Origin of the sequence: Roseivirga sp. BDSF3-8, assembly GCF_041449215.1 — a bacterium.
GTDB lineage: Bacteria > Bacteroidota > Bacteroidia > Cytophagales > Cyclobacteriaceae > JBGNFV01.
Genome location: NZ_JBGNFV010000001.1, coordinates 1578074 through 1592896, shown reverse-complemented (window position 1 = coordinate 1592896; position 14823 = coordinate 1578074). Strand labels below are relative to the sequence as shown.

At 46.0% G+C, this 14823-nt stretch carries 13 protein-coding genes; 8 read left to right on the top strand and 5 right to left on the bottom strand.

Features of this window, described 5'->3' with window-relative positions:
* Positions 1–41 precede the first annotated feature (41 nt).
* Together cdaA and folP are read right to left on the bottom strand one after the other, a co-directional pair.
* Complete coding sequence (gene cdaA / locus AB9P05_RS06355; protein ID WP_371907974.1) at positions 42–941, bottom strand: diadenylate cyclase CdaA; 900 nt, start codon at positions 939–941, stop codon at positions 42–44.
* Positions 941–1714 (bottom strand): dihydropteroate synthase, encoded by a 774-nt coding sequence (gene folP, locus AB9P05_RS06350; RefSeq protein WP_371907973.1) that lies wholly within the window; start codon positions 1712–1714, stop codon positions 941–943. Before folP ends, cdaA begins: the two co-directional genes overlap by 1 nt.
* 128 nt (positions 1715–1842) lie before the next feature.
* On the opposite strand from folP, the gene AB9P05_RS06345 reads away from it, so the two are divergent.
* Genes AB9P05_RS06345 through AB9P05_RS06330 form a run of 4 tightly spaced genes read left to right on the top strand, consistent with a single transcriptional unit; the run spans position 1843 to position 5093 of the window.
* On the top strand, positions 1843–2394 hold the full coding sequence (locus AB9P05_RS06345) for a DUF1599 domain-containing protein (protein WP_371907972.1): 552 nt from the start codon (positions 1843–1845) through the stop codon (positions 2392–2394).
* Positions 2391–3497, top strand: coding sequence for a BT_3928 family protein (locus AB9P05_RS06340; RefSeq protein WP_371907971.1), 1107 nt, complete (start codon positions 2391–2393; stop codon positions 3495–3497). The genes AB9P05_RS06345 and AB9P05_RS06340 overlap by 4 nt, the downstream gene beginning before the upstream one ends.
* Before the next feature lie 14 nt (positions 3498–3511).
* Positions 3512–4570 (top strand): ABC transporter permease, encoded by a 1059-nt coding sequence (locus AB9P05_RS06335; RefSeq protein WP_371907970.1) that lies wholly within the window; start codon positions 3512–3514, stop codon positions 4568–4570.
* A gap of 1 nt (position 4571) precedes the next feature.
* Positions 4572–5093, top strand: coding sequence for a shikimate kinase (locus tag AB9P05_RS06330; protein WP_371907969.1), 522 nt, complete (start codon positions 4572–4574; stop codon positions 5091–5093).
* On the opposite strand, the gene AB9P05_RS06325 is transcribed toward AB9P05_RS06330, so the two are convergent.
* Positions 5090–6550, bottom strand: a complete 1461-nt coding sequence (locus AB9P05_RS06325) for an OmpP1/FadL family transporter (RefSeq protein WP_371907968.1) — start codon at positions 6548–6550, stop codon at positions 5090–5092. The genes AB9P05_RS06330 and AB9P05_RS06325 overlap by 4 nt on opposite strands.
* Positions 6551–6613: 63 nt before the next feature.
* Positions 6614–7945: a hypothetical protein gene (locus AB9P05_RS06320; RefSeq protein WP_371907967.1), complete on the bottom strand. Its 1332-nt coding sequence runs from the start codon at positions 7943–7945 to the stop codon at positions 6614–6616.
* 164 nt (positions 7946–8109) lie between these two features.
* Here AB9P05_RS06320 and proS point away from each other — a divergent pair, with 164 nt between their 5' ends.
* The 4 genes from proS to AB9P05_RS06300 all read left to right on the top strand — a co-directional run bounded on the left by proS (position 8110) and on the right by AB9P05_RS06300 (position 12410).
* Positions 8110–9588: a proline--tRNA ligase gene (gene proS / locus AB9P05_RS06315; RefSeq protein WP_371907966.1), complete on the top strand. Its 1479-nt coding sequence runs from the start codon at positions 8110–8112 to the stop codon at positions 9586–9588.
* A 28-nt stretch (positions 9589–9616) separates the two neighbouring features.
* Positions 9617–10090 carry an NfeD family protein gene (locus AB9P05_RS06310; protein WP_371907965.1) on the top strand — a complete coding sequence of 158 codons (474 nt, stop codon included), beginning with the start codon at positions 9617–9619 and terminating at the stop codon, positions 10088–10090.
* Positions 10087–11064 (top strand): flotillin-like protein FloA, encoded by a 978-nt coding sequence (floA, locus tag AB9P05_RS06305; protein ID WP_371907964.1) that lies wholly within the window; start codon positions 10087–10089, stop codon positions 11062–11064. The genes AB9P05_RS06310 and floA overlap by 4 nt, the downstream gene beginning before the upstream one ends.
* Positions 11065–11354: 290 nt before the next feature.
* Positions 11355–12410 (top strand): IS110 family transposase, encoded by a 1056-nt coding sequence (locus AB9P05_RS06300; RefSeq protein WP_371907963.1) that lies wholly within the window; start codon positions 11355–11357, stop codon positions 12408–12410.
* Positions 12411–12502: 92 nt separating this feature from the next.
* Here the strand turns inward: AB9P05_RS06300 and AB9P05_RS06295 are convergent, their stop codons facing one another.
* Entirely contained in the window at positions 12503–14740 is a 2238-nt protein-coding gene (locus AB9P05_RS06295; RefSeq protein ID WP_371907962.1) for a WG repeat-containing protein, read from the bottom strand.
* Positions 14741–14823 lie beyond the last annotated feature (83 nt).

The window sequence follows — 14823 nt, the reverse complement described above, 5'->3', positions numbered from 1 at the left end:
CTGGTAGAGCGGCCTTTTGGTTTTTTTGGGGGAATGGGTAATCAGGAAGACGTCGTATTGAGCTCTTTTTCTTCATTGCTCTTAACTGTACCATCTTCTTCTGTACCTTCTTCCTTAGCCTTGCGACTTTTTTTACTGGCACGCTCTTCGAAGAGGTATTCATTGATCATTTTTCTGAGTTCCGGGGCCGAAAGGTTATGATGTAATCGACCATCATGCACGATAGACATTTGCCCGGTTTCTTCAGAGACCACCAACACCAGGGTGTCGGTCACTTCTGACATGCCGATAGCTGCCCGGTGGCGCAAGCCTAGCTGTGCGGAGATGTCCTCACGCTCCGTTACAGGGAGTATACAGCGAGCCGCCTTTATCTTTCCTTCATGTATAATAACCGCTCCATCATGGAGAGGGCTGTACTTGTTAAATATGGAGAGTAGCAGGCGCTTACTTATTCGTGCATCGAGTAAGTCTCCGCTTTCAGCATAGAACTTTAGTTCGGAGCTTTTTGAGATGACTATAAGCGCTCCGGTATTACTCCCACCCAGGGACTTTGACGCCTCAATGATGGGGGTGATATTAACGTTTTCTACAGGCTGATTCCGGCGGAACGAGAAGCTCTTGAAAAGGTTTTCTCTGTCGAAAATGGTTGTCTTGCCGATGAGTAGAAGGAATTTTCTGATCTCCTGCTGAAAAAGAATGATCATGGCCAGTACACCCACACCCATAAACTGACCCAGAATATTGGATAACAGCTCCATTTGCGCTGCACGAACCACCAGGTAGATGAGGTAGAGAGACAGAAACCCGATAAAGATCTTTACCGCCACGCTGCCTTTCATCAGCTTGTACACCTGGTACAATAGGATGCTTACCAGGGTGATATCTATAAAATCTACCCAGGTGACATTAAGAAATCCTATGCTGATAGCAAACGTTAGCATCAATTAATTGTCGATCTCACCAGTTTAATAGCCTGCGAAGCCTCCTTTACATCATGAACCCGCAGGATAGAAGCTCCTTTTATCAACGCAATGGTATGACACACAGTAGTTCCGTTCAGCGCTTCTTCCGGGGTGACCTGAAGAGTACGGTGGATCATAGATTTACGAGATAGCCCTGCCATCAATGGCAGTCCAAAGATATGGAAATGTTCGAGCTTGTTAAGTAATTCAAAATTATGGTTGATGGTTTTTGCAAACCCAAAGCCCGGATCCAGAATAATATCGGCTACACCCATGCGAGTCAAAACGCGAACCTTCTCGCTGAAATAACTCATTATCTCCTCCAAAAGGTTTTGATAATTAGCTTCCGATTTCATGGTTTGGGGAGTGCCTTTCATGTGCATAAGCACGTAAGGAACAGATAGTTGTGCGACGGTTTCAAACATCCTTTCATCCAACGTTCCGCCACTTACATCATTGATCAGAGCTGCGCCTGCTTCTACTGCTTTTCTCGCCACCTCTGCCCGAAAGGTGTCTATCGAAATTACCGCCTGGGGAAAAGCCTTATATATGGCTTTAACGGCCGTTACAACCCTTTTTTCTTCTTCTGCAGGTGAAATATCCTGGGCGCCCGGGCGTGTGGAATAGCCGCCTATATCCAGAATGTTTGCCCCATCCGTCAGCATTTGTTCAGCTCTAAGCAGCAGGTCTTTCTCCTCGTTTACCCGGCTACCGGTATAGAAGGAATCGGGTGTTACATTCACAATTCCCATTACCAAAGGTGCCTCAGTACCTGTGAGTTTTCCCCGGAGGTTGAGTGTTTTTTTTTGGTAAAATGGTGTATCTTTCGCGTCCAAAACCGGCTCGGAGGGCATAAATTCAACTAAAAACCAGATAAAAATTGGTCGGCCAAACGGTAAGCGAATATAAGGAAGTCATAAGCTCCTGCAAAGAACTTTTCGAAAAGAAAACCAGCGATTACGGCACAGCCAGTTGGCGTATTTTACGTCTTCCTTCCGTGACGGATCTGATATTTATTAAGGCAAACCGCGTACGCTCTATCCAGGAAAAGGGAAAGCAAAAAGTAGCAGATAATGTGCAGGGTGAGTTCATGGCCATCATCAATTATTGCCTTATTGCGATGATGCAATTGCAACTTGAAGGTGATACCCGCCTGGAACTGCCAGTGGCAGAAGCAATTGATTTGTACAACAAGGCCGCGGAAGATACGTTGGAGCTTCTGTCTAATAAAAACCATGACTATGGAGAGGCATGGCGTGACATGCGGGTAAGTTCTATTACGGACATTATCCTGATGAAGCTTCTCCGCATTAAGCAAATCGAAGATAACCAGGGAAAAACCATTGTGTCGGAAGGTGTAAGGGCTAATTACCAGGATATGCTTAACTATGCCGTGTTTGCGCTTATCCAAATGAAAGACGAAAAAGAATGAAAGCTATATTCAATGTTTCCAGGATACTGGTAGGGGGACTTTTTATTTTTTCAGGGCTTATTAAGATCAATGACCCGGTTGGTACTGCCATTAAACTGGAGGAATATTTCCACGTATTTGCAGAAGATTTTGGCGATTTATTCCTCGCCTTTGTGCCCTATGTACTACCCCTGAGTATCTTTCTGTGTGTGTTAGAGGTGATACTTGGCGTGGCTCTCCTTATAAAGTACAGACTGCGGATCACAGTGGCTTTGCTTATGCTTACCATTGTCTTCTTTACCTTCCTCACATTTTATTCCGCTTACTTTAATAAGGTCACCGACTGTGGCTGTTTTGGAGATGCGATTAAGCTTACCCCCTGGGAATCTTTCTCAAAAGATGTGATCCTGCTTATCCTTATTTTCATCATGGCTCTTTATTTATATGCCGGTGGACGTAAAGGAATTACTTTCAACAAAAGCAAGGCTGCGGACTTTGTCATGCTTGGAGTTACCGTCGTTTGTGTAGGTATTGCCATTTACGCGGTAGAGCACTTGCCTTACCTGGACTTCCGCGCTTATAAAGTGGGCACCAGCATCCCTACTGATATGCAGGCCAGCGAACCACTGCAATACGAGTACATTATGGTGAAGGATGGTAAAGAGGAGGCCTTCAGGGACTATCCTACGGATCCGGCATATGAGTTCAAGGAAATGAAGTTGCTCAATCCGGAAGCGCAGGCTAAAATCACGGACTATAATCTGTGGAATGACGAAGGCGATTTTACAGAGCAAAGCTTTGTTGGCAGTAAGCTGGCATTTATCATGTACAATACTGACAAGACTGATGCAGAGAGCCTGGAGGAAATCAAGAGTCTGCTAGCCCGCCTGCCTGCTAATATTGAGCCTGTCATCCTTACCTCAACGAGCGGACAGAAACTGGACTCATTTCTCAAAGAAAAAGGGCTGAATGTGCCTTATTATTTTGCTGATGCCACCGTATTGAAAACCATTATCAGGTCTAACCCGGGAATAGTGTTGCTGGATGAGGGAACGGTTAAAGGTAAATGGCATTACAATGATCTTCCCTCCGTAGCTGAAATAAACAGGCTGGCGGCCAGGTAAGTAAAGCTGATTTAATGTTAAAATTCATATTTAAACGTTTATTCTACGGACTCCTTGTTGTTTTAGGAGTTGTCCTGGTCGTGTTCTTCCTGTTTCATGCCCTGCCGGGAGACCCGGTAGCGATGATGGCGGGGCAGCGGACTGATATCTCCACACAGGAGGCGATTAAAAAAGAGCTTGGCCTGGATAAGCCCCTCATGGTGCAATTAGGTCGGTACCTTAATGACCTGTCGCCTGTTTCTGTTCATGAGGATACGCCGGAGAACGAAATGAAATATGAATACACCATCCTATTCGGAGTGGGTGGTGATGACGTACTGGTAGTTAAGGCCCCCTACCTGCGCAGAAGCTTTCAGACAAACCGCCGGGTGGGAGAGGTTATTCTTGAAAATGTAGAGGCTACGCTTTGGCTTGCCATTGCGGCTATGGTACTTGCCACCGCATTAGGGGTTATGTTCGGGCTTATTTCTGCCCTTTACCAAAACTCCTTCTGGGATCATTTTCTGGTTTCAACATCGGTGCTAGGTATCTCGGTGCCTTCCTTTGTGAGTGCTATTATCATTGCCATGATTTTTGGTTACTATCTCGCGGACTATACCGGCCTGAACCTAACCGGACAATTATGGGTGAATGATGCTATTTATGGCAGGGAGCTACATCTGGAAAACCTCATCTTGCCTGCATTTACCCTTGGTATCAGGCCATTGTCGATAATAGTACAACTCACCCGAAGCTCCATGCTGGAGGTGTTGAGCCAGGATTACATACGTACCGCTCAGGCTAAAGGGCTTCGCTTTTATAAGGTGGTTACCAAACACGCCCTCAAAAATGCACTAAACCCTGTGATTACAGCCGTATCCGGCTGGCTGGCCTCCCTTATGGCGGGTGCCTTCTTCGTTGAATATATCTTCGACTGGAAAGGCCTCGGTTACGTAACTATCAGTGCTGTCCAGAGCCTTGATTTTCCTGTAGTTATGGGAGCTGTATTATTCATCGCTCTCGTCTTTGTGGTCATTAACATTTTCGTGGATATTGTATATGCCCTGCTAGATCCCCGGGTAAGACTAAGCTGATATGAACCCTAGGCGAACCTTTCTGACCGGCATGCCTGGTAGTGGAAAATCCACCACCGGTAAACTTATTTCCCGGGAATGGGGAATTGATTTTATAGACCTTGACGACCAGATAGAGGCCGCATGCGGAATGCACGTCACTCAAATTTTTAGTGAAAAAGGGGAGGACTATTTTCGAAGGAAAGAAGCCGAAGTGCTCAGGCAGGTAGTCGTACGATATCCTACTTCCGTTATTGCTTGTGGAGGAGGCACCCCCTGCTTTTATAATAATATAGAAGTAATGCAGACGAGCGGTGCCATTATCTACATTGAGGTAGATCCTGCTGAGATTTTCAAGCGTCTGGAAAAAGAAGGGAAGGAGAAGCGGCCTTTACTTAAAGAACATAGTGGGGAAGAGCTTATTAAGCTTCTTTCAGATAAATTAAAAAACCGGGTTCCCTACTACGAGAGAGCCCGGCATATCATAGCTGCCACCGGTAAAAGCCCTGAAATGGTGGCTGAGGAAATTCTCAGAAGTTTTTAGAAAGTAAAACCTGCGGTAATTGAAGCTGTAAGGCGCTTGTTTTCAAAAGTAGCAAAGTTATTACTCAGCGTTTCAGGTAAAGGATAAGGAGTTATGGCCGAGTTATAATTGGTTTGAGTCAGAGCAAAGTCAACATAAAATGTTTCTGCCCTGAAGCCTACCCCTCCGCTAAACTCAGTACGTGAACGGTCCAGGTCATCCACTCCCTCAGTAGGGTCTCCGTAGTGGGCATATCCAAGCCGGATACGGAACGGGTCTAACCTTACTTCACCCCCAGCTCTGATATTCAGTGCATTCTGTGCGATCAGGTCTATTTCTTCATTTTCAAATCTGAAAGGATCGGCCCCTGCTCCTGAAAGGTTTATGGATGAATAGTTTTTATAATCAGCATCTACTGATAAAAAGCCATAGTTACCGAAGAAATACGTTACACCACCACCAATCTCCGCTGGAGTACGCAGATTGTATTCATAGGGGTTAAAAAGGTAAGTTTGGTCAAACGACTCCTGCGTTGGGAAAAGGAAGTCAGCGATTAGAGTCGTTTCAAAGTTTTCTTCGATAGTATACCATGTAGGTGTTTTACCCCTTACCCCAATGGTTAGCGACTCTATCGGGCGGTAAATAATGCCTGCTGAGAAGTCAACTCCTGAACCGCGAATGTCCAGATACTCAGTAAGCGTGAGTTGATCCAGCTCTGTTTCAGTATGTATTTCTGAGTAGGTACGTAGCTGCTCATAGTCTATTGAGTGAAAGCCTACGCTTAAACCTACATATAATTTGTCCTCATAGTTAGCTCCGTAGGCTAGTGAATAGCGATACTGCCCGCCGCGTCTTTCAATGTATTCGGACTGTTGTACAGGAAATTCTTCTGTGGGAGGTGCAATGTAAGTTGTGTCCACCTGGTCGCCGTTACTATTGGTAACGGTTTCAAGTATAAACGTATCAAATGCCAGATCTATCAGGTAGCTATCCTCGCCATCCAGGGCACCGAAGTAGGCGTATTCCACAAAGCTATCTTCCGGATTAAGGCCGCTGTAAGCAATATCCCGGCTAAAATTATTGATGCGATCCACGCTAAATCCAAACGTGCCAGAGTACCAGCCATTTCCCAGGTCTGCACTGTTAATCGCCACGCCAATGTTACCGATATTGAACCGGCTCAGGTTTGCATTAGAAGAGTTGTTAAGATAATTGGCATCTGTATCAAGGAAATCCACCGCAGGAGTGATACTGAAGTCGCTGCGGTTATAGAAGCCCAGGCCTGCAGGGTTTAGGTTTATGGTGCTGATATCGCCTCCAAATGAATAACCTACTCCTCCAAGGCCTCTCGAACGGGCCGTACCCCATGAACTGGTATTGCTAAATGTCAAGGCATTATCGATCACATCCTGGGCCATGCCCAGCACCGGGCAAAGGACTCCCAGGCTTATGATCATAAGCTTTTTAATATTCTTCATTTCAAAAAAATTAAGGCAAATAGGAAAAGGGAATTACCGACGTGAAAGGGAGGGGGAGGAAGGTTATTCCCCTCCTCCTCCGCCTCTTCTGCTGCGTGAGCGGCTGCCACCGGAAGATCCGCTACTGCCACTGCTGCTTCTTGAGCGGCTTGGGGTGTAGCTTCCGCTACCGGATGAGCTTCTGTTAGGTGAGCTAAATGTAGAGCCTCCACCTCCGCCGCTGCTGCTGCGGTTTCTGCTGCGCTGGTAAGTTCCACTTCCACCACCGCTGCTGTTACTATTCGAGCGTCTACGCTGGTAGGTACCGCTATTACTTCGGTTATTCCGGCTACGCTGATAAGTATTGCTTCTATTAGAGTTATTATTGGGCGATACAGCGCGGTTAGAGCGGTTGTTGCTGCGATTCATCTCTGATGAACGGCTACGGCTCCTAGGGCTTTCCTCGCCTCTTTCTCTGCTATATTGATAACGATCAGGAGTTACTATCCTGTTTTCGTTGGAATTATCCACTGAAGAAGGCTCAGGATTGATCCTGCGATTGGTCCTTGTATTTTCTTTAGATACGCCCATTGTATTACTACGTGAGCCTCTGTATCCGTCAACTCTGCGTACGTTTCCGCTCAATCCAGGCTCTGAAGGCCTCACGATCACTACCTGGCGGGTAGGATAGTAAGGACGGTAGGCTACAGGATAATATGAGTTGAAGAAAGGGTCATATCCCCATCCGCCCCAACGGCCACGGTATGGATTCATCCAGGGGTCATTCCATCCGAAGCGGCTATAATAAGGGTTCATCCAAGGGTCATTAAAACCGTAGGGGTTACCCCAGTTGTATCCTATAGACCATCCGAAGTTACTTCCGTATGGGCCCCATCCGCTATGCATGCCGAAATTCCAGCCACTGTTAAAGCTAGGGTTCCAGCCGGGATAGCGATTGTATCCGGCATAGTAGGGGTTGTTTTGCCAGGCGCCATTGTTACGCCAGTTATTTGGCTGTGAGTATGCATTGCCACCGGTATAGTTACTATAGGTGGTGTTCTGCTGGTCATACTCTTCCTCAAAGTATATATCTTCGTCAGAAGCTTGCTCTTCCTGTCTGAGGTTGTCCTCGCCTTGTTTTCTGTACTTGGCTATGTACTCAGGATTCACGTCACGCGCCGTGTATTCTTCGTCCCCGTAATCCAGGTCCGTTTCACGGTTAGCTGCGTAGTCTTCTGAGTAACCTACAGATGATGAGGCATATTCTTCCTCATATTGATCGTAAACTTTTCTGTCGCTTCTGCTGAAATACAAATCGTCCGAGCTTTGCCGGGCATATTGATCCCCGGCGCAACTGAACAATGTCAGCGGCGAAGCCAGTATTAGAGAGAATTTAATTATGTTAAGGGCTTTCATATCGGTAGAGGTATTCTAAGCATATAAAATAAGCTTCTATTTACTATAAAACTAACGTGTATCTATGTAAATAGATTGAGAAACCCGACAAAAACTTATATTTGTCATGGTTTTTCTATCTTTATAGCAACAAATTTCATACCAAAGAAACGGTTTTTCGATAGATGAGTAAGGGAATTACAAAGAGGAGTGAAGATTATTCTGCCTGGTACAATGAACTGGTAAAGAAGGCGGACCTGGCAGAGAGCTCTGCGGTGCGTGGCTGTATGGTTATCAAGCCCTACGGATTTTCTATCTGGGAAAAAATGCAGGCTTCTCTCGACAAGATGTTTAAAGATACAGGGCACACCAATGCCTATTTCCCACTGTTTATTCCTAAATCTTATCTGAGCCGTGAGGCAGACCACGTCAAAGGCTTTGCGAAGGAGTGCGCTGTGGTTACACACTACCGGCTGAAAAACGCCGAGGATGGCAGCGGAGTAATTGTGGACCCGGACGCGAAGCTCGAAGAAGAGCTTATTGTCAGGCCTACCTCTGAAACGGTCATCTGGAGCACCTACAAAAACTGGATTCAGTCTTACCGTGACCTGCCTTTGCTTGTGAACCAATGGGCCAACGTGGTTCGCTGGGAGATGCGCACCCGCTTATTTCTGCGTACGGCTGAGTTTCTGTGGCAAGAGGGGCATACGGCACACGCCACCAAGGAAGAAGCTATAGAAGAGACTGTTAAGATGATGAACGTATATGCTACGTTTGCAGAGGAGTTCATGGCCATGCCTGTATTGCGCGGAGTGAAAACGGAAAGCGAACGCTTTGCCGGTGCCCTGGATACGTATTGCATTGAGGCGCTTATGCAGGACGGCAAAGCACTGCAGGCGGGTACCTCCCATTTCCTTGGACAGAATTTTGCTAAAGCATTCGATGTTAAGTTCGCCACTAAAGACGGCGGACTGGAGCATGTGTGGGGAACTTCATGGGGAGTCAGTACGCGGCTTATGGGAGCTCTCATCATGGCACATTCTGATGATGATGGTCTGGTGTTACCTCCAAAGCTAGCCCCTATACAGGTAGTGATCGTGCCTATTTACAGAAGTGAAGAACAGGCGGCTGCCATATCCGAAAAGGCGAATGAGCTGAAGAAGCAACTGCAGGATGCCGGATTCTCTGTGAAGTATGATGATCGCGATACGCATAAACCAGGGTTTAAATTTGCTGAGTATGAGCAAAAGGGAGTGCCAGTACGCATTGCAATCGGACCTAAGGATCTTGAGAAGAATACGATAGAAGTGGCCCGCCGTGATACAAAAGAGAAATCTTTTTTTAGCCTGGAAAATGACCTTGTAGCTCATGTTAAAGGGCTGATGGAAGATATCCAGCAAAACATATATAAGAAGGCCTTTGACTTCAGGGAGGAAAATACCCGTAAGGCAGATACCTATGATGAGTTCAAAGCTCTGCTGGATGAAAAAGGCGGCTTTATCCTGGCTCACTGGGACGGCTCTGCTGAGACAGAGGAAAAAATAAAAGAAGAAACCAAAGCCACTATTCGCTGCATACCTCTTGAAGCACCGGAGGAAGAAGGAGCTTGTATCTACTCAGGCAAGCCTTCGGGCAGGAGGGTAGTATTTGCCCGTGCCTACTAGGCCGGCTTTTAAGTCTTAAACTACTTATATGGCTATAACCATTGCCTTACTCATCTTTACAGGCTTGCTCCTGGTAGCGGTAGAAATTTTTCTGACGCCGGGAGTGGGGTTTGCCGGGATTGGAGGCATAGGTGCGCTGGTCATTGCGGCTGTCTTTTCGTTTATGACTTATGGGCCCCTCGTGGGTTCGCTGGTGCTTATGGTAGTACTTGCCGGTGTGGTGCTGGCAGTTATTTACGGATTCAGGAAAAAGACCTGGGAAAAACTGGCGCTGAAAGATGTGAATGACAGCAGGGTAAATGAAGACAACAAGCCTGTAATCACCCTGGGAGAGGAAGGACAGGCGGTCTCTAACCTGCGACCCTACGGTACGGCGGAGTTTTTCGGTAAGACGTATGAAGTGCGTACCCACAGCCGTTATGTGGACCGCGGCGAAAAGATTAAAGTTATTATGATTGATAACCATACCATATTTGTGGAACCAGTAAACAAGAATTTATGAACCTATTAACCCTCATTGGAATAGGTGTAGTTGTACTCCTGTTCATCTACCTGTTCTTTTATCTTATCCCTGTAAGCCTCTGGATCACGGCCATATTCAGTAAAGTTAAGGTAAGCCTTGGCTCTATGATAGGTATGCGCTTCCGCCGTGTGCCCCCAAGGGTAGTAGTAGAGTCGCTGATTACTGCTACTAAGGCAGGCCTGCATATGACTACCAATGACCTGGAGACTCACTACCTGGCTGGTGGTAATGTGCCTAATGTCATCAGAGCGCTTATATCTGCAGACAAAGCCAATATCAACCTTACCTTCAAGCAGGCCACAGCCATTGACCTTGCCGGGCGTGATGTATTTGAAGCTGTCCAGATCTCCGTTAACCCCAAGGTGATTAATACACCTAATGTGGCTGCGGTGGCTGGTGATGGCATTCAGCTTGTGGCCAAGGCCCGCGTGACCGTAAGAGCAAATATCGAGCGCCTGGTAGGGGGTGCCGGTGAGGATACCATCCTGGCCAGGGTAGGTGAAGGCATTGTGACCTCAATTGGTTCTGCCGGTACGCACAAGGAAGTACTGGAAAACCCGGATAAGATATCCCGGTTGGTGCTACAGCGTGGCCTGGACGCCGGTACGGCTTTTGAAATTCTTTCCATTGATATTGCCGATGTGGATGTAGGAGCCAATATCGGTGCGAAACTATCCATAGACCAGGCGAATGCTGACTTGAAAGTGGCTGAGGCTAAAGCCGAGGAGCGCCGTGCAATGGCGGTAGCTACGGAGCAGGAAATGAAAGCCAGAAGCCAGGAGATGCGCGCTAAGGTAATTGAGGCAGAAGCAGAAGTACCGAAGGCTATGGCTGAAGCATTTCGTAGTGGCAATATGGGCGTGCTCGATTACTACAAGATGGAGAATATCCAGGCTGATACAGGCATGCGGGAATCCATCTCTAAAGGAGGAGAAAAAGGCAATAAGAAATAAGTATTGCTCAGAGTATAAAATAAAAGCTGCACACCTTACCGTGTGCAGCTTTTATTTTAGGTGCTGTATTGAATAAGGGTTTGTATTTTGTGTTAAACATGAAGTATTGACCTGGTGTACGAGGCGTAAGGCAGCTAGATAAGCTATATGCTATATCGTAAAAAAGGACCGGCCCGTACACATTGTTTCTTTAGAGTCTGAACAGTACTTAATGCCGTGAAAAACGAGCAAGGATAAGACTAAAAGGATAGACGAAGAAGAATTAGTCAATACGATTAACCTCTTTTTCTATGACTATCATCAAACAATGTGTCGGTATCGACATCTCCCAGACAACCTTTGCAGTATGCATCTGCTTTTTAGAAGATACTCATGATCATCACTTCAGTGAGACAAGGCATTTCAAGAATGACAAAAGTGGCTTTAATCAACTGCTCCGCTGGGTGCGGAAGCAATGCAAAAGCTCAGTAGAAACAGTGTATTTGATGGAGGCTACAGGGGTTTATTACGAAAACCTTGCCTATCATTTGCATAAGCTAAAGCAGACAGTGCATGTAGTGCTTCCTAATACCTCTAAGCATTACTTTTCAAGCCTCAACATAAAGACTAAAACCGATGCTTTGGATGCAAAGATTCTTAGCCGTTTTGGTGTGGAAAGGAAACATAAGATCTGGGCTCCGCCTTCACCAGTATTGCTGGAACTAAGGAACCTGACTCGTTATTATGTACAGCTCCAGGAAACAAAGACAGCACTCAACAATATCAAACACAGTAAGGAGGCCGCTTATGAGGTACAGTCTATCATATTGAAGAGCAACCGTAGCCTGATCAAGACTATAGATAAGCAAATACAGGTGTGTAAAACGAGTATTGAAAAACTTATCGCCAATGAGCCTCAGCTTAACGCAAAAGTTAGAAAGGTTTTGACTATCAAAGGGGTAGGCCTCATCACAGTTGCAACCATTATTGCCGAAACCCTGGGTTTTGAGCATTTTAAAAGCATCAGGCAAGTGGTAAGCTATGCAGGGTATGATGTGGTAGAAAGGCAGTCAGGGAGCTCTATCAAGGGTAAGACTAGAATATCTAAAAAGGGCAACCGCTATATCAGAAATGCGCTCTACTTCCCTGCTATGGTTAGCTGTAGATTCAACCCAAGCCTAAAATCTACTTACCTGAGAATCATTCAGAAAAAACCATCCAAAATGATTGGCCAGGTAGCCATACAAAGAAAGCTCTTGGCTTTGATCTACACACTTTGGAAGAATGACTCTGAATACATTGAAGGGTACAAAAAAGAAGTAGCTTCAGCTATAAAGACCGAAGCTACACTGGATAGTTCTAACTAGAGAACTTCCTTCAGACTTAAAAATACTTTTTTCCAATTAAACTTGGAATCTATAACAGTACCTTTTTTGTTTCCTGTTAAAGAGTAACTGCTTTACTCACCCTCCTGATTGGGCAGGTTTTCCCACTCAGGCTCAGTGACAGCGAGGAATATTTCATTAATGTCATCATAAGTGATGGTATCATAAATGGGGGGGATGGTACTACGGCCTGCTTTTGTCGTAACACCATACTTACCATGGCGGCGAATAATCACATACTCCCCCGGGAGGTCTGTGATCTTTTCATATTTAGGTATGATAAGAGTCTCACCGCTCGAACTGAAGAGGCCGTAACGGTCACCCAGACGTACGACGATTCTGCCACTGGGTCCACGATGGATCTCATCATATTTAGCCTCTATGACGCGGTCACCTTCTTTATTGATCATTCCATATTTGCCTTTCATTTTGATAATGGCCATCCCATCATGAAAGGGGTAAGCCTCATCATAAAGCGGCTGGACCAGCAAGCGTTCGATTTTGTCTACATACCCCCAGCGACCCAGTAGCTTGATAGGAGCCATGCCTTCCGTAAAGTGGCCAATGCTGTCGTATCTGTTAGCGATACGCAGATCACCATTTACATCGACGAAACCATACTTTCCGCCTATTCGCACGCCGAAGAAGTCATCGTGCATGTCATGAAACTCTTCGAACTCATTTTCGATGGGAATCATCACTTTTCCGCTTTTACTAAGCAGGCCACGCTTTTCCCCTTTATCAAATATATATACCGTATCCTGCATCAGCGGTGACACCGCATCATACATGGTGGATAGAACCATGTTTCCGGAAAAGTCGAGCAAGCCAACTTTTCCCTCATCAGTAGTGGCCAGCAAATGCAGGCTGTCAAAAGGGCTCAGTTGCTGCTCTGTCTCATAGACTGGTCTGCGATGCCGATCACAGATGTGATTCCCCCATCGGGTTTTTACTAAAAAGCGATTTTCAGAAAGGATGTCCACACGGCCTTCTTTGGGAGAAATGACCCATTCGCCGTCGCGATCGATCACTCCCTGTGCCCCCATATAGTCCACTACGGCCATGTCAAAGCGATAGGGCTCCACTTTCTGGTAAATAGCGGGGATCACTTCCTTGCCTTTCCGGTCTATATAGCCCCACAGGTTGCGTCTTTTTACCGGTATAAGGCCGCTTTCGGAATAAATCATCGTCTGGTACCCATACTCGGATAACTCTTTGCCTGATTCGTCCAGCATATGCCACTGGGTAAGGCGGGTGGCCGTGGTGGATGAGGCAAGATAAAAATCCTTGCCAACTATGAGGGAATCATATGATGGAGGAAGCACCCAGGTACCCTCCCGGTCCAGCAGCCCATATTTATCATCGCGTCTGACCAAAGCATATTCCGGATATACGCTGGCTATGTGACAGGAGCAATAATCTGTAAGGGCCTTGCCACTACCGTTCATGATTAACTCTCCTTTAAGACTTCTTGCACGGTAAAGGTTTTTGCCTGCTGGTATTACAGAGTCGTATTTGACGGTAGCCAGTAGCTCATTTTGTCCGGTTAGCAGTTTCCACTCAGGAAAGGGCATGCCTGTATTTTCTCCAGGTTTCATGCGGCGGTAAGCAAAGGGAATTACAATGTTTCCGCCGGTATCTATCTGACCTAATTTTCCATCTTTTGCTGCTTCGGCCAGTGTACCGTCGAATGGGTTGATAAACTGAAAGGATGGGCCTGTCAGGTCATTTCCGTCAGCATCATAGAGTGCTACCGCATTTGGTTGAGTTGTTACTGCATAACGAGAGGCCCCGAGGTAACTGATATCAGAAAATTGTAAAGAGATAAGGGTTCTCTGTTTGGCATCTACCAAGCCGAATAGCTGTCCTCTCCCTCTGTTATTTGCGGCGATCAGCCGATTTCCCGCAGCGGCCAGGTAGTCGTATCGCTGTTTACTTACAGGCTTGCCGCTTTCATTTATAAGGAAATAAGTAGAGCGGTTAGTGCCGTCTTTTCTGATACCGGCAATAATTAACTGCTTATCAAACGGCACCAGGTAACTGTAAATTGCCCGGGTAAGCTTTTCATTTTTAGTACTGATCAGTCCCCAGTTGTTACGCTTTCTATAGCCGATTACCCTTCCTACCACATGCGTTGACCCCCTGGACCATCCGATGTCATCATACTCGGCAGGTATGATCTCATTTCCTTCATTATCTACCAGTCCTTTCAGATTATTCTTTACAAATACTGAGTATTCTGTAGCATTAGCTCCCAGTGTAAACAGGCTTAAACAGAAAGATAAAATGATAGTCTTCAATACCAGAGGCATGTATACGTTTTGAGTTAAGGTTTAAAAGATCTCAGATCCTGATCTATATAGTTTCTCAAACTTAAAATTAAGCAAAAATATTA